Genomic DNA, 24,664 nt, shown 5'->3' with positions numbered 1-24,664 from the left:
CATCTCAGAGAACGTGATCACCATAGCTTTGGCAGCCGAGCGGTGGTCCTGTGATGACCGGAAATTCTCGATTGATTCCGAGCGAGTGCTGCTTCGCTTCGATCTCAGGCCGGGCGATAGCCCTCCTCGATACTTTCTCTCCAGGCGGAGCGCACTTGAGGCGGTGCATCTCCTTGCAATCGACCAGGACGGCGCGGTGCGGCAAGCCTCCGTTTCTGCAGCAGCGTTGCCCAGCTCAATGGCCGGTGGGTATTTCTAGGCTCCCCTGCCTGTAGTGACAGATGCGACGCGGCAAGTCGTCGTCGCAATCGATTTGCCTAGCCATCGGATGACACTGGAGCGAGCATATCTGGCACCAGTGGATGTCGCAGTCGATAGCATCGACGATATGCAACTCCTGACGTTCGTCGCAGGCCTAGCTGGCATGCTCGCCATGCTTCTGATCTTCAATGCGGCGTTCTATCGGATCCTGCGCGAACCTTTTGTTCTCTGGCACTCGGCTTTGACGCTGTCGTTGCTGATGACCATTATGACCTCATCAACTTTGTCAGTCGTATTTTTCGACCCGCCAGCCATGACTTTGAGCTGGATGACCACCTTGCTCTTCGGGATGACGGTCGCATCAGGAGCGATGTTTACGTACAGCTTCATCGAACCTGGACTGATGCATCCTGCACTACGGCGTCTGCTACCCTATTGTGCGGCATCGGCATTGTTCCTGAGTGCGTTTCACGCGGCATTCCCGTTCGTTGCGCGGCCAATACAATCGACCGCGTACACGGCTGCGTTTGCACCGATCCTCATCATTTTCATACTGTCGATGATCGACGCATTGCGCCGCGGGAGTCGTGCGGCAAAATTTCAGGCAGTCGGATACACGCCAATGATCGCGGTCGGATTGATCCGTCTGGTGACGGGCGTCGTACCCTGGTTCGAAAGTATCGACGCCACGCTCGCGTTTTATGCTGGCTGTCTATTCGAAGCCCTCTTCACCACGCTCGGCGTAGCTGATCGCTTCGTGACCATGAAGCGGGAGCGAGATCGCGCACGCATCGAAGCCGATCTGCTTGAACGGCTTTCCGAAACGGACCCATTGACGGGATTGCTCAATCGTCGAGCTATTGAGGGACAGTTCGCGCAACTTCGAGCTGATGGCTTTGCAACATTGGCGGTCATTGACCTTGATCATTTCAAGTCAATCAATGACGTAAACGGACATGCCGTTGGAGATGCCGTGCTCAAAGCTGTAGCCAATGCTTTCCAGACAGGGCCGGACGTGCGGGCATACCGTCTTGGCGGTGAAGAATTTGTACTTCTCTTGCGCGGCAATGATGCCGCCACCCTGGCCGAACGCCGGCGACAGGCAATTCCGGGAATTGTCGCCAGTACCGTTCCGGGTCTCGAGCGACCTGTAACCGCCAGCATGGGAGTGGCGGATACCTTCGGCGATGAAGGTTTTGAGAAACTCTATGAACGGGCCGACAAGCTCCTCTACGAAGCAAAGAGTGCGGGCCGAAATCGAACTCGGAGCACCATCAAGGCAGAGACGGATCTGGAAATCTTTGTGAAAGAACAGGCCTTCGCCAACTAGAGCACTCACAGTGCTGAATGAACGGGGGCGGAGGTTGGTTGCGGGCTTGGCCATGTCTCTTTCTTTCGGGCCGAAGTGGTTCCGGCCCAGTGCCGAACCGGCGGAAGACGGCCGCTTCAATGTTCGCGCTCGGCCGGACAAGCGGAGACGATCTACGGGCATACGAGGCAGTGCCCTGCGAAAGGCAAGCGGGTCCGCTCCGCGCGCGGCGACGGATGCCGGCCCCCACGCGGCGCAAATGCGGCCTTATAGCGGACGACCGACGTTTTAGACCGCAGCAAAACCGAAGGACGAGCCGTGACATTTGCGTCAGCACCGCAGAGAAGGTAGGGGTGCACCCCTATTGCAGCGATCGCGGCCGCGACCACTGCAAGATCCGAAAAAACCATGCAAGGCAGACCATGAGCGACCAGAACGACGACTACGTGTACGACGATGTAACGGGTGAGTGGCGGCCAGCCTCCGAACTTGCTGCCGAGAAAGCAAGAGCCGCCGAGGTTCGCGATGCGTCAGGGACCGCGCTTGCAGATGGCGACTCAGTCGTTTTGATCAAGGATCTCAAGGTGAAGGGTGCCGGGCAAACGCTGAAGCAGGGAACGGTGATCAAGTCGATCCGGCTAACTGATAATCCTGAAGAAATCGATTGCCGCCATGAGGCGATCAAAGGTCTTGTTCTACGCACTGAGTTTGTTCGCAAACGCTAGACGTTCGAAGCGTAACAGGTGATCGGCAGTCCTGAAGCGGCGCCGACGTCTTCGGAAGCGCTCAGCTTGAGGGCCGAGGAGTTGTCGCCGCTTAGCCCAGCGGTTTGGTCGGCGTTCTCGGCCGTTGTAATGCCGACTCGCACTTCCAACGCATAGCGACAACGGAGCGCGACTAAGCGGATTGCGGCCCATGAGCTCGCAGTCGCGCTGGATGGCAGCCTGGTCCCAGGCTGCGGCCATCCGCTAGCTGCTTCTCTTGTCGCGCAACGGGAGGGCCGCCCTTTCGCCTACGGGAATACGAGGGCTGCACCATCCCGGCTCGACCCTTCCGGCTCGACCCATGGCGAGTGCGTCTAGCTATGGACCGCGGCGACCAGGCGGCGGCAGGCGTCCACGAGGTTCGGTTGCTGAAGCAGGGCGCCGCCGATCAGATACATGACGTCGTTGCCGTAGGCCTCACGCATCTCGGGAACGCGCTCGAAGGTCATGCCGCCACCGGGTGCAGCGACGATCGCCTTCGGCCCGCTCATGTCGGCCGCGCAGGCCCGAGCAATCGACAGGCATTCCTCTCGCGTGAAACCGAAGCGGCCTCCGAAGTTCGGGTAGATCACCGCATCCGCGCCCATCAGGCGATGGAGCGTGCCGAAGAACGAACGGTGCGAGAAGCCGCAATCGGCAGAAACCACATTTGCGCCGGAGAAGGCCGGGTGCGAAACGATCGGCAAGCTGAAGTCGGGATCGGCCGCAAGTGTGCGCACGACATCATAGCCGGTCAATGCCGGGGCCAGCATCACGGCGCCCGCACCGGCGGCCTGCGCTTCCTTCGCCCGGTCAAGCACGGCCGAAGCCGGCCCGGTGACATTCGGCACGAAGCTTGTCCTGCTGCCGGTTTTGGCATTGGCCTCGCCGACGGCCTCGATGCAGGCCTTCAAGCGTTCGGCAAAAGGCGACGTCACCTGATCGACGAGACCATGGTCGTCCTTGACGAAGTGCATGCCGCCAAGCGCGAAATCATGGGCGCGGCTCGCAAGTTCGGATGTCGAAAGCCCGACGGGCTTGATCGCCGACATCAACAGAGGGCTTTCGCCCACGCCGGCGCGGGCGCGAAGCCCGGCAATGCCGTGGCGGGGTCCTGTGCAAAGCCCAAGGATACCCGGCGAAAGACCGATATCCTCGACCTTCAGGCCGGGCTTGATGGAGCTGTTGCCGAAGATGACGTTCAAGAGCTGCAGAAAGTCGCCGCCGACATCGTCGTCGGAATAGGAGATCGAGGCGAGAAAACCCGGCCGGCCGACCGGATCCGGCTTCAGGTCTTCCAGCTTGCCGAGGATTTCATCCTCGACGTAGCCCTTGGGAACGGCGCTGCGCGGAATTTCGACGGTCTGCTCCAGAGCGATATCGAGTGCGCGCGCCTTAGCCTCGTCGGCGTCAGCGGCCTGCACGTAGTAGGTGACGGTGAAACGCGGAGCCACTAGAGCGCCTCCGCCTTCTGAGCCGAATGCACGTGGTCGATGCGGACCTCCATCAATTCGTCCTCGCCGATCTCCAGCGGCTTGCCGACCAACTCGCTGATGGCGCCAACGAGCGCGCCGGCGTCGAGGCCATACTTTTTCATGAGGTAGGGCTTCGACGCACCATGGGCGAAGGTGTCATTGAGGCCCAGCCGCTTCAGGCGGATGCCAAGACCTTCTTCGGCCAGAATTTCCGCAACGAGCGAGCCGAGGCCACCGACGATGGTGTGGTTTTCCAGCGTGACGATCCCCTTCTTGCCCCGCGCGGCCTTCAAAAGGCCTTCGCGATCGAAGGGTTTCAGGGTCGAGGCGTGCAGATGGGTGATGCCGATGCCGCGTGCCTGAAGCGGTTGGGTGGCGCGCAGTGCTTCCTCGGTGCAGACGCCTGAGGAAACGACGAGAATGTCGTCGCCCTCGGACAGAACCCGCAGCTTGTTGAACGCGAAAGGCGTGGAGAAGAGACGCGGGACCTCGCCGCGAAGCACGCGCACATAGACGGGGCCATCGATGCTGTCGGCCACTTCGAGTACGGTCTCCACCTCGGTCGCGTCACCGGTCTCGAGGATCGTCATGTTCGGTACAGCGCGCAGAACGGCAATGTCCTCGATCGCCTGGTGGGTGATGCCGCCGGGCGTGGTGATACCGGGCAGGAAGCCCATCAGTCGCACCTTGCGATTGGAATAGGCGATGGAGTTGATCAACTGATCATAGGGGCGGCGATAGAGGAAGACCGAGAAGGTGTGAATGAACGGCCGGTAGCCTTCCATCGCCAGCCCGCCGGCAAAGGACAACATATTCTGCTCGGCCATGCCGAGCGAGAGGAACTGCTGCGGATGCCGGTCGCGGAAGCCGTCGACCTCGCAGGACGAGGTCAGGTCGGCGGAAAGGCAGAGGACTTCGGGTCGCGCGGTCGCGAAGGTCTCGAATGCCTTGGCGTAGGGACGATTGACGATCTCGACCATGTTCAGGCCCCTTTCATAGCTTCGACGTCGACGCCGAGTTCGGCCGCAAGTGCGGCCTGCATTTCAAGCCGTTCTTCCGCGCTCTTGAAGCGAACGTAATGAAGTCGCGGGAAACGCTTTTTGAGGAACTCCATGCCCTGGTAGGGCGAGGTGTTGGCGAGGATGACCAGCGGCTTGCCGGGCTCGGCGCTTCCGGCCGCAGCCCTGAGCGCTTCCAGGTCGTGGCCGTCGACCGACCGGCAGGTGACGCCGAAGGCGCTTACCCGGGCGGCGAGATTGCCAAGGTCGAGCACCGACGACATGGCGCCGTCGCATTGCTGGCGGTTCACGTCGACGACGACGCGGATGTTGTCGATGCCGTGGTAGCTCATCGCGGAAAGGCATTCCCAGGTCTGGCCTTCCTGGAACTCGCCGTCCGACATGTAGACCCAGACCTTGCCCGGCTCCTTCTTCTGCAGCCGCGCCCAGGCGACGCCCGAGGCCATGGAGAGACCCTGCGCCAGCGAGCCCGTGGTCACTTCCATGCCGGGGCTGTGCTCGGCGCCGATCATCTCGACCGAACCGCCGTCCTTGTTGAAGTGATCGAGCGCGTGCTCGTCCATGCGCCCCATCTCGATCAGCGCCGAATAGATGACGAGCGCATAGTGGGCGGGCGAGATGAAGAAACGGTCGAACGCCGGCCCAACCGGTCCGTGATAGCCGGCGCCGGTAAAGGCGTCCGGATTGTGCGCCGAAGGAACACCGCGAAACGGCAGCGGCACCTTCGGCAACGTCGGCTCGCCGAGCGTCAGAAGCTCGTTATAGAGCAGCGCAAGGCTTTCGGCAGCCGAGCAGGCCTGGCTGAGGTAACCGCCATTGTTCTTCATCGTGTGGAAGAACACCCGTCGGCGGATGCCGAGCGCGATCTCTTCCGTTGAAACCCGGTTCGTGAGTGTCATCGTCTCAGCTCCGTTCTGGGAAAAGCGCCTTGAGGCCTTCGGGCGATGGTGTTGCGATGCCGCGCTCGGTGATCAGGCCGGTGATGAGTCGGGCGGGCGTGACGTCGAAGGCCGGATTGGCGGCAGGGCTGCCCTCCGGCGAAATGCGCACGCTGGCAATCGAGCCGTCGCTGGCGCGCCCCTGGACGAAGCTCACCTCGTCGGCGGTTCGCTCCTCGATCGGGATTTCCTTGATCCCGTCGCGGACCGTCCAGTCGATCGTCGGCGAGGGAAGGGCGACATAGAAGGGGACGCCATTGTCGCGCGCAGCTAGCGCCTTCAGATAGGTGCCGATCTTGTTGCAGACATCGCCATTGGCCGTCGTCCGGTCCGTGCCGACAATGACCATATCCACATCGCCGTGCTGCATCAGGTGCCCGCCGGCATTGTCGACGATCAGCGTGTGCGGCACACCGTGGCCGTTCATTTCCCAGGCGGTGAGATAGGCGCCCTGATTGCGCGGGCGTGTTTCGTCGACATAGACATGCACCGGAATGCCTTCCTCGACAGCCATGTAGATGGGTGCAGTCGCAGTGCCATAGTCGACGGTCGCAAGCCAGCCGGCGTTGCAATGGGTGAGGATGCGCACGGGTTCACCCGGCGCCTTCTTCGCAGCAATCTCGCGGATGACCTTCAGGCCGTTTGCGCCAATGGCGCGATTGAGTTCGACATCTTCGGCCGCGATCTCGGCGGCACGATCATAGGCCGCCTTGGCACGCCCGCCTTCCGGCAAGGGGCGCAGATGGTCGCGCATGGCGTTCAGCGCCCAGCGCAGATTGATGGCGGTCGGGCGTGTTTCGTTGAGTTCCTCCCAGACGGCGTCGAGATGGGCGTTCGACGGGTCCTTGGCCATCGCAATCGCAACACCGTAGGCGGCCGTGACGCCGATCAGCGGTGCGCCGCGCACCCACATGTCGCGGATGGCGACGGCGACATCGGCGACCGTTTTCAGCGTCACGACGCGGAACTCGTGTGGCAACCAGCGTTGGTCGATGATATCGACGGAGCGTCCGTCCTCGTTGAGCCAGATCGTATGGTAGTGGCGTTCTCCGACTTTCACGCTGATGTCTCCTTCTGAAGGCGCTCCGCGAGTGCGCGGATGTCCTTGAGGCTGTGGATATGATGCCGGTTGACGGCGAGGTGACGCCCGAGCTTCAGCGCCCTGGTTTCGCAGGCAGCACGGCGATCGGGGTCGACAATGGTTTCGAAGTCGGCGTTGTGGGCGAGCCCCAGGATGCGGCGGTGCATCTCGACGCCGGCAAAGCCCAACATCTCGCGCCAGATCTCGTCGATGACGATATCGAGCGCCTGTTCGGCGCCGAACGGATCGTTGCGCGCCTCAAAGAGGCTTGCCTGGTAGAGAATGCCGTTACGCTCCGTGCGCCAGAGATGGGCGAATTCGGTGCGGAAGGTTTCCCAGATGACTTCGACCGTATCGAGCAGATAGGTGCGCATGCCATCTCGGGCACTGGGCGCGTTTTCGTGTCCGCTCTGCGAAAAATAGCTCATCCAGAAATTGGCAAGCAGCATGCCGACGTCGAAGCTGATCGGTCCGTAGAACGCGAACTCCGGGTCGATGACGCGGGTCTCGTCGTCGGTCACCATAACAGAACCGGTATGCAGATCGCCATGGCAGAGCGTTTCGGCTTTTGCCGAGAACAGATGTTTCAGCCGCTGTGCTTCGACCTTGAGGTCGCGGTCTGCGCGAAGCTCGGCCACGATCGGATCGAGCTGGGGCGTGGTGTGACGATTGAGATCGGCCTCGAAATAGGGATCGGAAAACACCAGGTTTTCGGTGATGTCGCAAAGCTCGATATTGTCGGCGAAAAGCGCAAGGTCTGTCTTCTTCTCGCGCGTGGCCATGGAGAGGTCGGAGCCGCGAAAGAGCGTGCGGGCGACGAAGAGGCCGAGGTCACGCCCGATTCTGGGAGGCTGCCGCCCGTCGATCAGCGCGCGCCTCAAAATGACGTGCGGCGTCAGGAATTCCATGACGATGAGCGCCTGGGATTCGTCGAAGAAATAGATCTCCGGCACCAGACCGGGGTCACGCGCTGCCTGGCGCTTCAGGGCATGATATTCGAAATAGGAACGCTTCAGCGGCAGCGGCCAGCTTTCGCCGACAAGGCGCACATAGGGCAGCGCCTGCTTGACGATGGCAGCGCCCCTGTCGCCGGAGACGATAAAGACCAGATTGAGGTTGCCGTCGCCGACTTCCTTAACGCTCCAGCGCGAAAAGTCCGGCCCGATTTTTTCTCTCAGGACGGTGTTGCCGCCGAGTTTTTCCGGCAACGTCGCAGCGCTCAGCGCCTCGAAGACCTGCTTGTCCATATCGTTCTCCTCCAACGCATTGCGCGGGCCTCCACCGCTCGCAGCCATGCCGTGTGTGGTCACAACTAAGGCGGCATTCTAGCAAATGTCAATGGCCTTGACATTTGACGGAAGCCTATCCTAACCTGCCTTCATCGGGAGGAGAGAATGAGCGAACAGGCAGTGTTTCGCATTGAGGGCGTGCGCAAATCCTTCGGGCCGGTACCGGTTCTTCGAGGGGTGGATCTCGATCTCAAGGCTGGGGCGGTTACCGTTCTGATGGGCGCCAATGGCGCCGGCAAATCCACGCTCGTGCGGATCCTGAGCGGCGTTTACACGCGCGACGCCGGCACGATCACGCTCGCCGGCATGCCCTTCGAGCCGACGGCCCCGGCCGAGGCGATCCGCGCCGGCGTTGTTACCGTGCATCAGAACATCAATGACGGGGTGGTCGCCGATCTCGACGTCGCCACCAATCTAACGCTCGACCGCTTGAACGGGCGCGGTGCGCGGCTGTTCTTCAACCCGCGTCGGGTGCGCCGAGAGGCCGCCGCGGTCGCCTCGCGCATGGGGCTTGCGATCGATCTTGCCGCCAATATCAACGACCTGACGCTTGCCGACCGGCAGATGGTGGCGATCGCCCGTGCCATGGCGCATGAGCCGAAGGTGCTGATCCTTGACGAACCGACCTCGTCGCTGTCGAGCGCGGAGGCCGACCGGCTTTTCGATCTCGTCGATCGGCTGAAGGCGCGCGGCGTCGCCATTCTCTATATCTCGCATCGCATGTCGGATATTCGCCGGCTGGCCGATAGCATCGTGGCGCTGCGTGATGGCCGCATCAGTGGCCGCTTCGAAGGGCCGGAACTGGACTATGAGGGTGCGGTCAACGCCATGCTCGGTCGCAAGGTCTTGGCTGGCGCCGTTGATCTGCGCAACGGCGGCGCTCCGGTCTTTGCGGTCAGCGGCCTGAAGTTGTCGGAACAGGCGCGCCCCTTCGATTTCACGCTCCGTGACGGGGAAATCGTCGCCGTCACCGGGCTCGTCGGCGTCGGCAAGACCGCGCTTGCCGAAACTCTGTTTGGCGCGCGCGCTCCGTTTGCCGGTGAGATGACGCTCGACGGCGCGCGTTACGCGCCGGCAAGCACCGGAAGGGCTATCGCCCGCGGCGTCTTCCTCGTCGCCAAGGACCGCGCCGAAAGCGGCATCGTGCCCGACTTCAACATCTACGAAAATATCAGCCTGCCGTTCCTGAGCCGGCTCTCGCGCTTCGGCATATCGAGCCGGCGGGCGGAAAAGACCAAGGCACGCCAGCAGATCGCCGCCCTCGGTGTCGTCTGCCGCAGCGAGCGCGACGAGTTGCAGACGCTTTCGGGCGGGAACCAACAGAAGGTGATGGTCGGGCGCTGGCTTTCCGAGCCGTCGCGCCTGCTCATCCTCGACGAACCGTTCCAGGGCGTCGACATCGCCGCACGCCGCGACATCGGCGAGAAGCTGCGCGCCTCGGCCGCGGGCCGCGCCACGATCCTCTTCGTGACCGAACTCGACGAAGCCTTCGAAGTCGCCGACCGCATCCTCGTGATGTCGGAACAGACCATCGTCGGCGAGCACCGCAATGCCGACATCGATGTCGAGCGGCTCCTGTCGGAAATCGCCGGTCAATTCTATCAACAGGTCCATGCGTCATGAGCAGTGAACAGAGCAATTCCGCAGCACCGGTTGCGGTCCCGTCGAGCGCATCGGGAATTCGCGAGGCGGCCATCAAATACGGCTTCCTCGTGCTGCTCGCCGGGATGGTCCTCTATTTCTCGCTCGTGACCGGCGGCTTCGCCTCACCGCAGAGTGCGGTCTTCATCCTGCAGTCGGTGTCGATTACCGGCATCCTGGCGCTGGGCGTGACAGCCACGCTTGTCGTCGGCGGCTTCGATCTTTCGATCGGCTCGGTCGCGACGACGGCGATGATGGCCTCGTCCTATGTGATGGTGGTGATGGGCGGCGACGCACTGACGGCGACGCTCGTGTGCCTTGCCATCGGTGTCCTGGTCGGTTTCGTCAACGGCGTCATTATCGTCTACATGCGCGTGCCTGATCTGCTGGCGACACTCGGCATGATGTTCCTCTTGCTCGGCCTCCAGCGCATCCCGACGGAGGGTCGGTCGATTGCCACAGGCATGACGCTTCCCGACGGCTCGGTCGCCGGCGGCACTTTCAGCCCGGCCTTCCTGGCACTCGGCCGCCACCGCTTCGATTTCGTCCTGCCCAACCTCGTGCCGGTTTCGGTCGTGGTGTTGATCGTGCTGGCGATCGTCATCTGGTTCTTCCTCGAATACACCCGCTTCGGCCGCATGATGTATGCCGTCGGCTCCAACGAGCGGGCAGCCGGCCTCGCCGGTGCGCCGGTCAATGCCTACAAGATTTCGGCCTATATCATTTCCGGCGTCTTCGCCTCGATCGGCGGCATCCTGCTTGCCGCCCGTCTTGGTCGCGGAGACATCGCGTCGGGCAACAACCTGCTGCTCGATGCGGTTGCCGCAGCGCTGATCGGTTTTGCCGTGCTCGGCGCCGCCAAGCCGAACGCTTTCGGCACGGCGATCGGCGCGCTCTTCGTCGGCATCCTGCTGCAGGGCCTGACGATGATGAACGCGCCCTATTACACCCAGGATTTCATCAAGGGCGCCGTGCTCGTCGCTGCCCTGATCTTCACCTTTGCGCTCTCGAAAAGAGGCAAACGCTGAAGGGGTGCCCTTCAGCGGAAAACAAAAAGTTCACCAGTGGAGGAGACTGACATGAACATGACTCGCAGAAGCCTGGGCCGCTTGACGCTTGGGTTGATGGGGGCAGCCGCCTTCGGCGTGCCGTCCTTTGCAGCCGACATGCCAAAGCCGTTCGACAAGGCCGGCGATGTCAAGATCGCGCTTGTGCGCTACCTTTCGACCGGCGACTTCTTCCAGTCCTATCTCGCAGGCGTCGAGGCGCAGTCCAAGGCGCTCGGCGTGCAGCTTCAGGTCTTCGACAGCCGCCAGGATGCAGCGCTCCAGGCCGACATGGTCGACCAGGCGATCGCGCTTGGCGTGCAGGGCATCATCATCCAGCACGGCCTGACCGAATCGATGAAGGAAGCTGCCCAGCGCGCGGTTGACGCCGGCATCAAGGTCGTCGCCTTCGACGTAAACGTCGAGAACGAGAAGATCCCGCAGATCGAGCAGTCCGACCGCGACCTCGCCCGCCTCGCGCTCGAGCAGGCCGTTAAGGACAATGGCGAAAGCTTCAAGGCAGGCTACGTCTATGTCGCCGGCATCGCGCCGCTCGACCGCCGCGACGAGACCTGGAAGGAATTCAAGGCGAAGTATTCCGGCATCGAGGAAGCCGCGCAATTCGGAACGATGGACAACCCGATCGCCAACTCGGTAGCCAACCAGGCCCGCGCGGTGATTTCGGCCAAGCCCGACATCACCGTGATGTTCGCGCCCTATGACGAGTTCGCCAAGGGCGTGAAGATCGCCGTCGACGAAGCGGGCCTGTCTTCCAGCGTCAAGATCTACTCGGCCGACATTTCGACGTCCGACATCGCCGCCATGCGCGAAACGGGCTCGGCCTGGACGGCGACGGCCGCCACCAACCCCGCCGTCGTCGGCCAGGTCTCGGTCCGCTCGCTCGCCATGCTGCTTGCCGGCGAAGACCCGGGCCGCCAGGTGGTCGTACCGCCGACGCTGATCACCCAGAAGGACCTGAACGATCAGGACATCAAGAACATGGAAGAGCTCGGCGTGAAGCTGCCGCAGTTCGCCCATGCAGATGTTGCCATGCCCGCATGGATGCCGAAGCCTTAATCTCCCAAGGCGAAACGAAAGGGGCGGTCGATCAGACCGCCCCTTTTTTTGTCCTGACTACTCTAATTCGCTTTCCGCCTTTGGCGGCACCCAGGCTTCGATCGCCGTCTCGGGATAGATCTGCACGGAGCCCGGCTCGAAATGGCTTTCGATCGCGTAGCCGAGGCTGGTCAGGTCTGTGCGATACCAGCCGACGATCTTGCCGCGCCATGAGGCGCGGCCTTTCTTGGCGGCATAGTCACCCATTTGAAACGCGGCATCTGCGGGCCATCGATCGACCATTTCGTCTCCATCCGAACAACTCTGGCGGGAGACTGCGGTGTGGCACGTTTTTAAGCTTAGACGGAAGCGCTCAGCGCATCGCCGCTGCGATGTTGCCGCCATCCACAGTCGTCACATCCGCGGTGGTTCGTTCTGCGAGCGCGTGGTGCACGAAGGCGCGCGCTACGTCCTCGGCCGTCACTTCGAGACCGAGCAGGTTTCCGCCCATGTAGTCCTTGACCGAAAGGCCGCGGGCGGCTGCACGATTGGCGATCATCTCGTCGTTGAGCAGGCCCGAGCGGATGCGATCGGCGTTGACGGCATTGACGCGGATATGGTCGGCACCATGCTCAAGCGCATATTGCCGCGACAGAAACAGCGTCGCCGCTTTCGGCAATCCGTAGGCGCCGAACTTCGCGCCCGGGTTGACTGCCTGCTTGGAGGCGTTGAAGAGCAGCACGCCGCCGGTCTTCTGTTCCTTCATGATGCGAACGGCATTCTGCGCAACCGTCTGATGCGCGAAGAAATTCAGCTCGAAGCTACGGCGCAGCAGGGCGTCGTCCATCGTCGCAATCGGGCTTTCCCAGGCGGCGCCCGCATTGGAGACGACGATATCGACGCCGCCGAAGGTCGCGACCACCCGGTCGAAGGCGGCGCGCACCGAAGCGGGATCGGTGATGTCGCAGGCGATGCCAATCGAGTTGTTGCCGGCCGCCTTCGCCACTGCGCTTGCTTTGTCGCCATCGAGATCGAGCACGACGGCATGGGCGCCCTCGGCGACGAAAGCCTTGACGATGGCAGCGCCGATGGCGCCGGCGCCGCCGGTGACGAGCGCGACCTGGCCGGTAAACGGCTTCGGCTTGGCGCCTGCGAGTTTCGCCTGTTCCAGCGACCAGTATTCGAGATCGAAGAGATCCGGCCGGCTGACCGGCTCGAAGCGGCCAACGGATTCTGCGTCGCGCGCAGCTTCGATCCACATCTCGCCGACATCGACGGCGATCGTCGCGTCCTTGTAGGTGCGGCCATGGCCGAACATGCCGAGCCCGGGCACCAGCGTCAGGCGCGGCATGGGATCGAGCATGATGCGCTTGACGTCGTCTCGTGCGTCGTTGCTGTGGAAATACCCGGTGTAGTCGGCGGCAAAGGCGGTGACCCGCGCGTCGATCACGGCCCGGTAGCCCGAGAGATCATCTTTAGCCGGCGCCGGAAGCACCAACGGGCCGGTCTTGATGCGGATGGAAAGATCGGGCGTCGAAACGCCCCTGGCTGCCATCTCCTCAACCTGCTGCGCATTGACGAAGTCGAGGATATCGGGCGAGGTGCGGAACACACTGACCATGCGGTCAAAACGGCCTTCGCCCTTGTCGACGGCAACGGCGCCGCGCAGCATTGGCGCGATATCGGCAGGGCTTGCAAGCGCTGCGGGCAGGGCGGCGGGCGTAAACGGATTGTGCCCCTTCGCTTTCACATGCTCTTCGGCGAGCGTGACATAGCGGATCATCCGATCATAGGCTTCCTTCGCCGTGTCGGCGAAGGTGAAGATTCCGTGCTTGTCGAGGATCAGCCCCTCGACTGTCGGATCCTGATCGAACACGTCCGCCGCAGCCTTCGCCAGCGCGAAGCCCGGCATGATGTAGGGCACGAAGCCCATCTTCCTGCCGAAAAGCTCGGCGCACATCTCCCGGCTCTTGGCCTGATCGGCGATGGCAAGAATGGCGGTAGAATGGGTGTGGTCGACGAACTTGTGTGGCAGGAAGGCGTGCAGCAGCGCCTCCACGGACGGGTTCGGCGAGGCCGGGTCGATGAGGTTGGCGCGCAACAGCGTCACCATGTCCTCGTCCGAAAGCCTTTCGAGCTTGCGGCTCTTGAGCAGGGGGGCGATCTTGACGGCTGGCAGGCCAGCGGGCTCGATCGTGCCCATGTCCCAGCCACTGCCCTTGACGCAGAGCACGGCATGCGTGTCCCCGACGAGGTCTGTGATTTCGGTTTTCACCGAGGTGTTGCCGCCGCCATGCAGCACGAGCCGCGGCTCGCCGCCAAGCAGTCGCGTCGTATAGGTCCGCAGCGCCAGATCGCGGCCAGTGCCCTTGGCCTGATAGCCCGCAACGACCTTCTCCGCCTCGTCGTCGCGCCAGAGATTTTCCATAAGTTCAGCCTCCCGATAAACCGGCCCGGCCGGTATCGGCGGACCCAAATTCGAGGCTCAGGGGGCGCCTGAGCCGCTTCTGCCAAGCCCTTCGCGGTTCCAGCGATCGAGGACTTTGCGTGCCATCGACTCGGTGATGACGAGATGCGAGGCGAAGCCGCCCTTCAAGGCCGCCATCAGCGGTTCGAACTTGCTGTCCTCCTGCACGACCAGCATGCGCTTCTTGATCGTGCGGATGGAGCCGAGATCGGCCGAAATGCAGCGGCGATTGTGCTCGCAATCCATCCATTGGCCGTCGCGATCGATGAGCTGTCCGGCAATGACGCCGGCCGCGCCCTTTTCGCCCATCGCATGCATGTCTGCAGCCGAGAGCGCGCCGCATTTGACGAGGTGGCTGTCATCCTCGATGCCGCCGACCGAATAGAGCGCCAGACCGCAGTCGGAGATGGTCGCGAGCTGCTCCTTGATGACGGGTTCGCCGCGCAGTTCTTCGGCGAGCCGCTCGGAGGAAAGCACGAGCGGCGCATAAAAATTAATCCCTTCGGCATTGAGGCGGCGGGCGATTTCCGTCGTGCATTGATCCGGGCGGTAGGAATAGGGCGCGCCGAGGTTGCCGCAAAGTTGCACGACCGTGACGCCGCGCAGGTCCGCAAAGGGCATGACGTCGGCGATATGATAGACGGTGCGGCCCCAGGCAACACCGATCCGGTCGCCCTTGTTGATCAGTTCGAGAAAGACGGAGGCCGCGACGACGGGCATTTCGGCGGCCGGGTCCATCGCCTGCCGATCTTCCGGCACGAGCCATGCAGTCGTAAGCCCGGTGGCGTCTTCGAGCTCGCGGGCAAGCACGTCCTGCGAAAACAGTTCTGTCGACGTGGTGATCGTGACGATGCCCATCTCGCGGGCCTTGCGCAGATACATGGCGATCGAGGCGCGGGATATCTCCAGCCGCTGCGCCACTTCGTCCTGGCGCAGGCCGTGCGTATAATAGAGCCAGGCGGCCTTGTGAATGATCTGGTCTGTGGCTCGGATGGGCATTGGCGGAACCTTCGCAAGATGGATCTGACATATTTCATCTATACTGACAAAAGTCAACGTCGTTGACGAATGTCGCCACCTCGCGCGCGCTGCAGCAGCTGAACCTCTATTTGAATGATGGTCTTTACGGCGTCGCTTCTCGCCGCGAACGCGCTTGCAGCCCACAGCCGGTTGCAAACGGAATCCATATGTGAACATACTATTCATATAAGGATCCGAATGGAGATCGAGCGGCATTGCCCTCGGGAACCGTCGAACGGACCCGCAGTTGCCGACCTATTGCATCAGGGACTGACCAATGGATGACTTCATGCCCACTGTCGGGGTGTCCTCGACCCGTCCCGGGGACATGCCGGAGGAGCACGCCGCGCTTCCCGTGTGGAACGCGGAAAACTGGTTCTATGAGGACTGGCCAGTCGGCCAGCGTATAAGGTCCTTGCGTCGCACGATCGCCGAGAGCGACAGCCACCTCTTCAATACGCTCGTCGTCGACATCCATCCTTACGTGCAGGATCAGATGTTTGCCGAGCGCGAGGGCATCTTCGGCAGGCGTCTCGTTGCCGGCGCCTTCGTCTTTTCCGCAGGCCTCGGGCTGGTCGCCACCAACTGCGTCAACGCCTTTTCCTACGGCTATGACAAGCTGCGCTTCATCAAGCCGGTCTTCATCGGCGAAACGATCTACACGATCCGTACCAACATGGACAAAACGCCCCGCTACAGGGAGCTCGGGCTTATCCGGGCCAGCTACCAGGTCTTCAAGGGCGAGGGGGAGCTGGTGCTCTACTGTGAGCACCTGCAGACCGTGAAATACAAGAACCCCGCCGACTTTGTCGGCAAGACCGAGAAGTAAGATACCGATGACCGAAACCAACGAACTGCCGCTCTCTGGCCTTGTCGTCGTCGACATGAGCCAGTTTCTCTCAGGCCCCTACTGCTCCTTGCGCCTCATGGATCTCGGGGCGCGCGTCATCAAGATCGAGCGCCCCGACGGTGGCGACCTGTCGCGCCGGCTTTATCTGAGCGACACCGAGATCGGCGGCGATTCGACGATCTTTCATGCCATCAACCGCGCCAAGGAAAGCCTCGCGATCGACCTCAAGAACGAGGCCGATCTTAAAGCCTTGAAGACGTTGCTCGCCAAGGCCGACGTGCTGATTCAGAATTTCCGTCCCGGCGTCATCCAGCGGCTCGGGCTCGACTACGAGGCGGTCAAGGCGATCAACCCGAAGATCGTTTATGCCTCGATCAGCGGCTATGGCGAGGAGGGCCCCTGGGTGAAGCGGCCGGGGCAGGATCTGCTCGCGCAATCGCGCTCCGGCGTCATGTGGCTGAACGGCGATGAGGGCCAAGGGCCGGTGCCCTTTGGTCTCGCGATCGGCGACATGCTTGCGGGCGCCGCAGCAGCGCAAGGTATCCTTGCAGCCCTCGTCCGTCGCGGCATTTCCGGCAAGGGCAGCCTGATCGAGACGAGCTTGCTCGAGGCCCTCGTCGACTTCCAGTTCGAAGTGCTGACGACGCACTTGAATGACGGCCGCCGGCTGCCGACCCGGTCGGGTTTTCGCAGCGCCCATGCCTATCTGTCGGCGCCCTATGGGGTCTATCCGGCCAAGGACGGCTATCTCGCCATCGCCATGACGCCCATCCCGAAGCTTGCCGATCTCCTGCAAATGCCACAACTCGACGCCTATCGCGACGATCCGGCTTCCTGGTTCTCCGAACGGGACGAAATCAAGGCGCTGATCGCCAAGCGGATCGCCGAAAACACCATCGACCATTGGCTTGGCGTGCTTGAGCCTGCGGACATCTGGTGCGCCCGGGTTCTAAACTGGAACGAACTGCTCGAAAGCGAAGGCTTCCGCGTGCTCGACATGCTGCAGACGGTGGTGCGCGAAGACGACGTTTCGATCCTGACGACGCGTTCGCCGCTCAGGGTCAACGGCAAGCGTGCGCAGGTGGACCGCGCAGCACCACGGATCGGCGAGCATAGCACCTCGATCCGAGAGGAGTTCGGCCTGTGAGCGTCACATTGAAAGGCATGACCTGGAGCCACCCGCGCGGCTACGATCCGATGATCGCCTGTTCGCGGCTTTGGCAGGAACGCACCGGCATAACGGTAGAATGGGACAAGCGCTCGCTACAGGATTTTGAGACCTATCCGGTCGAGGAATTGGCGCGGGCCTATGATCTTATCGTCATAGATCATCCGCATGTCGGCCAAATCACCAAGGAGAAGTGCCTGGCGCCGCTCGATGTGGAAGGCCGCCAAGCCGAGAGGAAGGCGCTTGAGGATGCGAGCGTCGGGCGCTCCTATCCGAGCTATACCTGGCAGGGCCGGCAATGGGCCTTTCCGATCGATGCGGCGACCCAGGTCCAGGCGTGGCGCCCGGACCTGACGGACCGCATGGAAAGCTGGACCGGCATGCTGGCGCTCGCGCGGCAGGGAAGGGTGGCGCTGCCGATGCGCCCACCGCATTCCCTGATGAGCTTCTACACGCTCGCCGGCAATCTCGGTTCCCCCTGCCGCAGTGACGCTACCGGGCCACTGATCGATCCGGATGCGGGCATCAACGCCTTCGAGCGCCTGCGTGAACTGACAGACCTGATCGATCCCTCCTGCTTTTCCATGGACCCGATCGCCTTGCTGGAGGCAATGAGCGATCCGGCGTCGAAAGTTGTCTGTGCACCTCTGATCTACGGCTATGTCAGCTACGCGATGCCGGGCTTCCGGCCGTCGCTCGTGACGTTCGGCGATGTTCCGGTTGCCGGAACCAATGGTCCGGCAGGCTCGGCCCTCGGCGGAACGGGGATTGCGGTCTCGGCTTTCTCACAGGCGCGCGAAGCGGCGATCGATTTCGCCTATTTCGTTGCGAGCGGCGCCGTCCAGCGCGGTCCTTATGCCTCAGGAGGCGGGCAGCCCGGCCACGCGGCCGCCTGGGATGACGACGCCGTCAATGCCGCGACCTCCGATTTCTATCGTGCGACGCGCAAGACGCTGGAGAGCGCCTGGGTTCGCCCACGTCACGATGGCTACATGGCCTTCCAGCAGGCGGCATCCGATCGCATCAACGACGGCCTCACGGGCAAAGAGGCGGCGCGAAAGGTCGTCGACGATCTCAATCGGCTGTTTACAGAGAGTTTTGCTACAGCCTGATTTCTGAGTTCCGGGATGCTCAGGCGTCCCGGAACGGATTTAGGACAGGGCTTGCTAGGCGAGATTCCAGATCCGGCGCGCGTTGTCGGCAAGCAGCTTGCGCTTTTCCTCCGCGCTGCAGCCTTCCAGAAGCGCGTGGGTGGCGCCGACCCAGGTCGAAAGATTGCCGCCGAGCGTGCAGACCGGCCAATCGCTTCCCCAGACCACCCGATCCCAACCAAAGACGTCGATCGTGTGCTCGACATAGGGGCGCAGCGTCTCGACCTGCCAGGCCTCGTCCGCATAGGCGACGACGCCGGAGATTTTTGCCGTGACGTTCGCACGCTGGGCGATCTCGCTCATGTGCTCGCGCCAGGGATGCTCGGCGCCGGCGCGAATGTCGGGCACGCCGCAATGGTCGAGAATAAACGGAACGTCGGGCGCCAGATCGGCAAGCGCAATCGCCTTTTCGATCTGGTGCGGCAGGACGCAGAGGTCGAAGGTGAAGCGACGGCCGCCGAGCCGGCGGATATTGTCGCGAAAAGTCGCTCCTTCGGAGAGATCATCCGGCATCACATGCAGCACGCGGCGGAAGCCCTTGACGAGGCCGTTTGCTTCCTGGCGTTCCAGATAGGCCGAAAAGCCATCCTCTTCAGGTCGGCAGGCGGCAATAGCGCCCTTCAGCAGGCTATCCGCCTGGCCTGCGAGCCGCGCGACCTCGGATGTCTCCTTCTCCATCTCTAAAGGATCGACATCGACCTCCATGTGCAGGCTGGCCGTAATGCCGAGCCGCCGCGCTTCGCGCTCGTAGGTGGCGTAGAGAAAGTCCTGGTTGAGGGCAGGCACACCGGCGAGCCAGGGATAGGCGAGCCTCGACCTGTCGATGAGGTGAAGATGGGTGTCGATGATCAAGGCGCGCCTCCTCCGAACGGCTTCTCACATAAGAATGATCTATTCAGATAAGAAGTACGACCGTTCCCAAGCGCCGTCAATCTGTTGTGGAGGCCACGTCCGAACCGGCCAACGTCGACAGTTGCTCGGCGGTTTTCAGCAAAAGGGCGATGCTTTCAGTGATGTCTGGCGCCGAGGGCGCGTTGACGAGCGCGATATAGGGAACGGTCAGCGCCGCGATGCCGCGGCCATCAGGCCCCAGGATCGGCGCCGAGAGGTTATAGACGCCGGCTGTCTGCGCGCTCGCCATCATTTCATAGCCGCGCTCGCGGATCTGATCGAGGCGCGCGTAGAACTCAGGCCCGCGCGGGACCTCGTCTTTGCTCCTGGCATGTTCCGCGATCATCATTTCGCGCTCTTCGGCCGAGCGGAAGGCAAGCAGGATATGGCCGGAACCCGTGTCGAAGAGGCTGATATGCGACCCGACCCGGATCGAAATGCCCCAATAATCAGGCGCTTCCTGCTGGGCGATGACGACGGCGGAGCCGCGATCGAAGACGGCGAGGTGGTTTGCCTGCTTCGAGCGCTGGGCCAGATCCCGCATCAAGGGCGTGGCGTAGGAGGCAAGCCTGCGGACCGGCGCATGCAGTTGCGACAACCCGAAGAGCTTCAATGTCAGCGAATAGCGATCTCCGTCGATGCGCGTGACATAGCCGCGCCGCACCAGCCGATCGAGCATGCGGTAGAACTCGTTCGGACTCCGGTTCAGGCGCTTGGAAATCTCGGCCTGCGTCAGTCCGCCGTCGACGCTGGCGAGCAGCTCGAGAATGTCGAGCCCCTTATCAAGGGCCGGTGCGCGGTAGCGATCTGACTCTTCGGTGTCCATGAAGCCTCCTTGGTGAATATTCATATCCATATACGCAGACGAAGGCGCCCACAAAGGAAAGTTCTCCCTTGACGCCTCATAAAAATGTTGTTTGTATATGAATTAGTTTCTCACAAATGAGAACGTCGCGTCAGGAAGAGGGCGTGAACATGGGAGAAGTGGATATGAAAAGGCTGCTTGCCGGCGTCTCCGCCGGCGTCGTTATGCTTGCCTGTGCAGGGGGAGCGGCGAATGCCGCAGAACTGCCCGGCAAGTTCGAGGGCGTCACGATCGACGCCAAGCTGATCGGTGGACAGCAATACGAAAAGCTCTACGAGCGGATCGGCGAATGGGAGAAGGCGACCGGCGCCAAGGTCAACATCCTGTCGAAGAAGAACCACTTCGAACTCGACAAGGAGATCAAGTCGGACATCGCGACTGGCGGCGTCAGCTGGTGCGTCGGCTCGAACCATTCCTCCTTCGCGCCGCAATACCCCGACATCTACACTGATCTCCTGGCGCTCCTGCCGCCGGAGGAGATCGCCAAATTCGTGCCGGCGCTGATCGACGCTTCGACGCTCGACGGCAAGCTGGTGATGTTGCCGCGCGCCCAGTTCGACGTGTCGGCGCTCTACTACCAGAAGAGCCTCTACCAGGACGAAGCCAAGAAGACCGCCTTCAAGGCGAAATACGGTTACGACCTCGCGCCGCCGGACACCTGGGCCCAGGTCAGCGATCAGGCCGAGTTCTTCGCCGCCCCGCCGAATTTCTACGGCACGCAGTTTGCCGGTAAGGAAGAGGCAATCAACGGTCGCTTCTATGAAATGCTGGTCGCCGAAGGTGGCGAATATCTCGACAAGGACGGGCGCCCGGCCTTCAACTCGGAAGCCGGTGTCCATGCGCTTGACTGGTTCGTCAAGCTCTACAAGGACAAGGCCGTACCGCCGGGCACGACCAACTATCTTTGGGACGACCTCGGCCAGGGCTTTGCCTCGGGTTCGATCGCCCTCAACCTCGACTGGCCTGGCTGGGCGAGCTTCTTCAACGACCCGAAGTCCTCCAAGGTCGCCGGCAATGTCGGCGTGAAGGTGCAGCCGGCCGGTTCTTCCGGCAAGCGCACCGGCTGGTCGGGCCATCATGGCTTCTCGGTCACCGAAGATTGCGCCAACAAGGAAGCGGCCGCTTCGCTCGTCTGGTGGCTGACCAACGAGGACAGCCAGAAGCTGGAATCGGCTGCCGGCCCGTTGCCGACCCGGACTGCCGTCTGGGAATACAACATCAAGCAAGCCGAGGGCGACGCCTACAAGACGGAAGTGCTGCAGGCTTTCCAGGAAGCCGCAAAGCATGCCTTCCCGGTTCCGAAGACGGCCGAGTGGATCGAAATCTCCAACGCCGTCTATCCGGAACTCCAGGCCGCCATCCTCGGCGACAAGACGTCGAAGGAAGCGCTTGATGCCGCCGCTCAGAAAGCGACCGGCATTCTCGAAGACGCGGGCAAGCTCTGATCGTTACCCATGAGGCGGCGCCGATGCCTTGAAGGCGCCGGCGCCGCCTCAGCCATTTCATGCAATCCTCAGGACTGCCCGATGAAGCTCAAGAAATTGTCAGCACCGGCCCTGCTTCTGCTTCCGGCCTTTGTCGTGCTCGCGGCGGTGATCGTGTTGCCGCTCCTTTTTTCCTTCTATTCGAGCTTCACGCCGTTCCGCTTGACCAAACCGGAGACGCTGTGGGTCTTTGTCGGCCTGCGCAACTACGCGACCGTACTTGGCAACGCCGAATTCTGGGTCGCGTTTGGCCGCACCGTGCTGTTGCTGACTGTGGCTCTGAACGCCGAGATGCTGCTCGGTCTCGGCCTGGCTTTGCTTGTCAACAAGGCGACCCACGGCCAGCGCCTGCTGCGCACCATGATGATGTTTCCGATGATGTTTTCGCCCGTGCTCGTCGGCTTCCAGTTCAAGTTCCTCTTCAACGACAATATCGGCTTCGTCAACAATGCGCTGCAGTCGCTGGGACTGACGGATCAGGCAATTCCCTGGTTGATCGACGGCAATCTCGCACTGCTCTCGATCATCATCGCCGAAGTCTGGTCCTCGACCGCAGTCTTTGCGATCCTGATTCTGGCCGGCCTGCTCGCCATGCCGAAGGATCCGGTCGAGGCTGCCCATGTCGACGGCTGCACACCCTGGCAGACCTTCCGCTATGTCACCTGGCCCTATCTGATGCCGTTCGCCTTCATCGCCATGACGATCCGCTCTCTCGACGTCGCGCGCGCCTATGACATCGTCAAGATCATGACCGATGGCGGCCCGGCCAAGCGCACGGAGCTACTCTGGACGCTCGTCGGCCGCACGGCCTATGCCGATGCCCGCATGGGGCTCGCCAACGCCATGGCCTATGTCGCGATCCTCCTGTCGATCGTCTTCACCGTCTATTTCTTCCGCAAGCTCGCCGCGGCGCGCCAGCAGATCGGAGCCGAGTGGTAATGGATATCAACGCTTCGCACCGACTGCGCCGCCGCCTGTTGAAGACGGTGCACCTGATCGGCCTGTTTCTCGCAATGGCCGTGATCTGCCTTCCCGGCCTCTGGATCGTGCTGTCGTCGCTGCGCCCGACCGTCGAAATCATGGCGAAACCACCGGTTTGGATCCCCGAGAGCATTTCGCTCGATGCCTATCGCGCCATGTTTGCGGGCGCCGGGCAGGGTGGCGTTCCCGTCTGGGACTATTTTCGCAATTCGCTGATCATCTCGGTGACCTCGACGGTGATTGCACTGGCGATCGGCATGGCCGGCGGCTACGCCTTTGCCCGCTATCGTTTCAAGGCGAAGTCGGCGATCTTCCTCGGCTTCATGCTGACGCGCGCCGTGCCTGGCATCGCGCTCTCGCTGCCGCTCTTCATGCTCTACGCCCGCACCGGGATCATCGACACGCATTTTTCGCTGATCCTGACCTATGTCGCGCTCAACGTGCCCTTCACCATCTGGCTGATCGACGGCTTCTTCCGCCAGGTGCCGAAGGATCTCGCCGAGGCCGCCCAGATAGACGGCTGCACGCCGTGGCAGGCCTTCTGGCAGGTGGAGTTTCCGCTTGCCGGTCCCGGCATCGCATCCGCCGGCATCTTTGCGTTCCTGACGTCCTGGAACGAGTATGCGCTTGCCTCGCAGATCACCCGCTCGGTCAATTCCAAGACCTTGCCGGTCGGGCTTCTCGACTACACCGCCGAATTCACCATCGACTGGCGCGGCATGTGTGCGCTCGCCGTCGTGATGATCATCCCGGCGCTGACCCTTACCTTCATCATTCAGAAGCACCTCGTTTCGGGCCTCACCTTCGGCGCGGTGAAAGGATAATCGTTCATGGCTCCTGTCACCCTCAGGAAACTGGTCAAGCGCTACGGCGCGCTCGAGGTCGTCCACGGCATCGACCTCGAAGTGAAGGACCGCGAGTTCATCGCGCTCGTCGGCCCGTCGGGCTGCGGCAAGTCGACAACGCTGCGCATGATCGCAGGCCTCGAAGACGTCAGCGATGGCGCGATCGAAATCGGCGGAAAGAAGGTCAACGACCTGCCGCCTCGGGCGCGCAATATCTCCATGGTCTTCCAGTCCTATGCGCTCTATCCGCATATGACGGTCGCCGAAAACATGGGTTTTTCGCTGAAGATCGCCGGACGCTCGGCAGACGATATCAAGACGCGGGTCGATGAAGCCGCTGCCATCCTCGATCTCGGCCATCTTCTGGAGCGTCGCCCGTCGCAGCTTTCCGGCGGCCAGCGCCAGCGCGTCGCCATGGGCCGCGCGATCGTGCGCCAGCCGGATGTCTTCCTGTTCGACGAACCTCTGTCGAACCTGGATGCGAAGCTGCGCACCCAGGTGCGAACCGAGATCAAGAAGCTGCATGCCCGCATGCAGGCGACGATGATCTACGTCACCCACGACCAGGTCGAGGCGATGACCTTGTCAGACCGCATCGTCATCATGCGTGACGGCTATATCGAACAAGTGGGCACGCCGGAAGAAGTGTTCCAGCGCCCGGCCACAAAGTTCGTGGCCGGCTTCATCGGCTCGCCGCCGATGAACATGGACGAGGCGATCGTCGACAACGGTACGCTCGTCTTTGTAAGCGGCATGCGGCTGCCTATCCCGCCGCGGTTTGTGAACGCGCTCCGTCCGGGACAGAAGGTCACCTTCGGTCTGAGGCCTGACGACATCTATCCGAGCGGCCATGGTCTGCATGCCGGCGACCCGGCCGCCGTGCACGAGGTCGAGCTACCGGTGTCGATCACCGAACCGCTGGGTAATGAAACGCTGGTCTTCATCCAGTTCAACGGTCGAGACTGGGTTTCGCGCATGCTCAATCCGCGCCCGCTTGGCCCGGGCGAGAAGGTGCGCATGAGCTTCGACCTCTCGCGCGCCCACGTCTTCGACATCGATACCGGCAAGGCTCTGGAAGGCTGAC

At 62.3% G+C, this 24,664-nt stretch carries 22 protein-coding genes; 12 read left to right on the top strand and 10 right to left on the bottom strand.

Features of this window, described 5'->3' with window-relative positions:
• The first annotated feature begins 274 nt into the window (after positions 1-274).
• Together IB279_RS29795 and IB279_RS29790 are read left to right on the top strand one after the other, a co-directional pair.
• Positions 275-1,591 carry a diguanylate cyclase gene (locus IB279_RS29795; RefSeq protein WP_309142326.1) on the top strand — a complete coding sequence of 439 codons (1,317 nt, stop codon included), beginning with the start codon at positions 275-277 and terminating at the stop codon, positions 1,589-1,591.
• Between the two features lie 401 nt (positions 1,592-1,992).
• Complete coding sequence (locus IB279_RS29790; protein ID WP_113188229.1) at positions 1,993-2,295, top strand: alkylphosphonate utilization protein; 303 nt, start codon at positions 1,993-1,995, stop codon at positions 2,293-2,295.
• Positions 2,296-2,648: 353 nt separating this feature from the next.
• Here the strand turns inward: IB279_RS29790 and IB279_RS37455 are convergent, their stop codons facing one another.
• From IB279_RS37455 to mtnK, 5 genes are read right to left on the bottom strand one after another with little or no spacing between them, the layout of a single operon-like run.
• Positions 2,649-3,767 (bottom strand): RuBisCO large subunit C-terminal-like domain-containing protein, encoded by a 1,119-nt coding sequence (locus IB279_RS37455; RefSeq protein ID WP_112985049.1) that lies wholly within the window; start codon positions 3,765-3,767, stop codon positions 2,649-2,651.
• Positions 3,767-4,768 (bottom strand): transketolase family protein, encoded by a 1,002-nt coding sequence (locus IB279_RS29780; protein WP_113188230.1) that lies wholly within the window; start codon positions 4,766-4,768, stop codon positions 3,767-3,769. The genes IB279_RS37455 and IB279_RS29780 overlap by 1 nt, the downstream gene beginning before the upstream one ends.
• Before the next feature lie 2 nt (positions 4,769-4,770).
• Positions 4,771-5,706: a transketolase gene (locus IB279_RS29775; protein WP_060517947.1), complete on the bottom strand. Its 936-nt coding sequence runs from the start codon at positions 5,704-5,706 to the stop codon at positions 4,771-4,773.
• 4 nt (positions 5,707-5,710) lie between these two features.
• A complete protein-coding gene (mtnA, locus tag IB279_RS29770; RefSeq protein WP_034796457.1) occupies positions 5,711-6,805 on the bottom strand; it encodes an S-methyl-5-thioribose-1-phosphate isomerase in 1,095 nt (364 codons plus the stop codon).
• Entirely contained in the window at positions 6,802-8,073 is a 1,272-nt protein-coding gene (gene mtnK, locus IB279_RS29765) for an S-methyl-5-thioribose kinase (protein ID WP_113188253.1), read from the bottom strand. Before mtnK ends, mtnA begins: the two co-directional genes overlap by 4 nt.
• Before the next feature lie 147 nt (positions 8,074-8,220).
• On the opposite strand from mtnK, the gene IB279_RS29760 reads away from it, so the two are divergent.
• Genes IB279_RS29760 through IB279_RS29750 form a run of 3 tightly spaced genes read left to right on the top strand, consistent with a single transcriptional unit; the run spans position 8,221 to position 11,879 of the window.
• Positions 8,221-9,738, top strand: a complete 1,518-nt coding sequence (locus IB279_RS29760) for a sugar ABC transporter ATP-binding protein (protein WP_060580721.1) — start codon at positions 8,221-8,223, stop codon at positions 9,736-9,738.
• Positions 9,735-10,784, top strand: a complete 1,050-nt coding sequence (locus IB279_RS29755; RefSeq protein ID WP_051659349.1) for an ABC transporter permease — start codon at positions 9,735-9,737, stop codon at positions 10,782-10,784. The genes IB279_RS29760 and IB279_RS29755 overlap by 4 nt, the downstream gene beginning before the upstream one ends.
• A 51-nt stretch (positions 10,785-10,835) precedes the next feature.
• On the top strand, positions 10,836-11,879 hold the full coding sequence (locus tag IB279_RS29750) for a substrate-binding domain-containing protein (protein WP_060517939.1): 1,044 nt from the start codon (positions 10,836-10,838) through the stop codon (positions 11,877-11,879).
• Positions 11,880-11,936: 57 nt separating this feature from the next.
• Here IB279_RS29750 and IB279_RS29745 read toward each other — a convergent pair whose 3' ends face one another.
• The 3 genes from IB279_RS29745 to IB279_RS29735 form a co-directional block, all read right to left on the bottom strand.
• Positions 11,937-12,161, bottom strand: coding sequence for a hypothetical protein (locus tag IB279_RS29745; RefSeq protein WP_034796449.1), 225 nt, complete (start codon positions 12,159-12,161; stop codon positions 11,937-11,939).
• A gap of 70 nt (positions 12,162-12,231) precedes the next feature.
• Positions 12,232-14,286 carry a bifunctional aldolase/short-chain dehydrogenase gene (locus IB279_RS29740; protein ID WP_192340406.1) on the bottom strand — a complete coding sequence of 685 codons (2,055 nt, stop codon included), beginning with the start codon at positions 14,284-14,286 and terminating at the stop codon, positions 12,232-12,234.
• Positions 14,287-14,343: 57 nt separating this feature from the next.
• A complete protein-coding gene (locus tag IB279_RS29735; RefSeq protein WP_034796445.1) occupies positions 14,344-15,324 on the bottom strand; it encodes a sugar-binding transcriptional regulator in 981 nt (326 codons plus the stop codon).
• Positions 15,325-15,622: 298 nt separating this feature from the next.
• On the opposite strand from IB279_RS29735, the gene IB279_RS29730 reads away from it, so the two are divergent.
• The 3 genes from IB279_RS29730 to IB279_RS29720 are packed head-to-tail and all read left to right on the top strand — an operon-like array spanning position 15,623 to position 18,475.
• The gene (locus IB279_RS29730) at positions 15,623-16,174 is read left to right on the top strand and encodes a MaoC family dehydratase (RefSeq protein WP_034796442.1); all 552 of its coding nucleotides are present in this window, start codon (positions 15,623-15,625) and stop codon (positions 16,172-16,174) included.
• A gap of 7 nt (positions 16,175-16,181) precedes the next feature.
• Complete coding sequence (locus IB279_RS29725) at positions 16,182-17,342, top strand: CaiB/BaiF CoA-transferase family protein (protein WP_060603754.1); 1,161 nt, start codon at positions 16,182-16,184, stop codon at positions 17,340-17,342.
• Positions 17,339-18,475, top strand: coding sequence for an ABC transporter substrate-binding protein (locus tag IB279_RS29720; RefSeq protein WP_113188232.1), 1,137 nt, complete (start codon positions 17,339-17,341; stop codon positions 18,473-18,475). The genes IB279_RS29725 and IB279_RS29720 overlap by 4 nt, the downstream gene beginning before the upstream one ends.
• Before the next feature lie 54 nt (positions 18,476-18,529).
• Here IB279_RS29720 and IB279_RS29715 read toward each other — a convergent pair whose 3' ends face one another.
• Together IB279_RS29715 and IB279_RS29710 are read right to left on the bottom strand one after the other, a co-directional pair.
• Positions 18,530-19,366, bottom strand: a complete 837-nt coding sequence (locus tag IB279_RS29715; protein ID WP_060643830.1) for an amidohydrolase — start codon at positions 19,364-19,366, stop codon at positions 18,530-18,532.
• A gap of 76 nt (positions 19,367-19,442) precedes the next feature.
• Positions 19,443-20,231 carry an IclR family transcriptional regulator gene (locus IB279_RS29710; protein ID WP_034796531.1) on the bottom strand — a complete coding sequence of 263 codons (789 nt, stop codon included), beginning with the start codon at positions 20,229-20,231 and terminating at the stop codon, positions 19,443-19,445.
• A gap of 164 nt (positions 20,232-20,395) precedes the next feature.
• Here IB279_RS29710 and IB279_RS29705 point away from each other — a divergent pair, with 164 nt between their 5' ends.
• The 4 genes from IB279_RS29705 (at position 20,396) to IB279_RS29690 (ending at position 24,663) form a co-directional block, all read left to right on the top strand.
• On the top strand, positions 20,396-21,715 hold the full coding sequence (locus IB279_RS29705; protein ID WP_034796434.1) for an extracellular solute-binding protein: 1,320 nt from the start codon (positions 20,396-20,398) through the stop codon (positions 21,713-21,715).
• Positions 21,716-21,796: 81 nt separating this feature from the next.
• Positions 21,797-22,693, top strand: a complete 897-nt coding sequence (locus IB279_RS29700; protein WP_034796432.1) for a carbohydrate ABC transporter permease — start codon at positions 21,797-21,799, stop codon at positions 22,691-22,693.
• Positions 22,693-23,559 (top strand): carbohydrate ABC transporter permease, encoded by an 867-nt coding sequence (locus IB279_RS29695; RefSeq protein ID WP_034796430.1) that lies wholly within the window; start codon positions 22,693-22,695, stop codon positions 23,557-23,559. The genes IB279_RS29700 and IB279_RS29695 overlap by 1 nt, the downstream gene beginning before the upstream one ends.
• 6 nt (positions 23,560-23,565) lie before the next feature.
• Positions 23,566-24,663 (top strand): ABC transporter ATP-binding protein, encoded by a 1,098-nt coding sequence (locus IB279_RS29690; RefSeq protein ID WP_192340404.1) that lies wholly within the window; start codon positions 23,566-23,568, stop codon positions 24,661-24,663.
• Position 24,664: the final 1 nt, after the last annotated feature.

This window comes from Ensifer sp. ENS06 (assembly GCF_014852205.1).
GTDB classification, from domain to species: domain Bacteria; phylum Pseudomonadota; class Alphaproteobacteria; order Rhizobiales; family Rhizobiaceae; genus Ensifer; species Ensifer adhaerens.
This window is presented reverse-complemented; position numbering and strand designations above follow the sequence as displayed.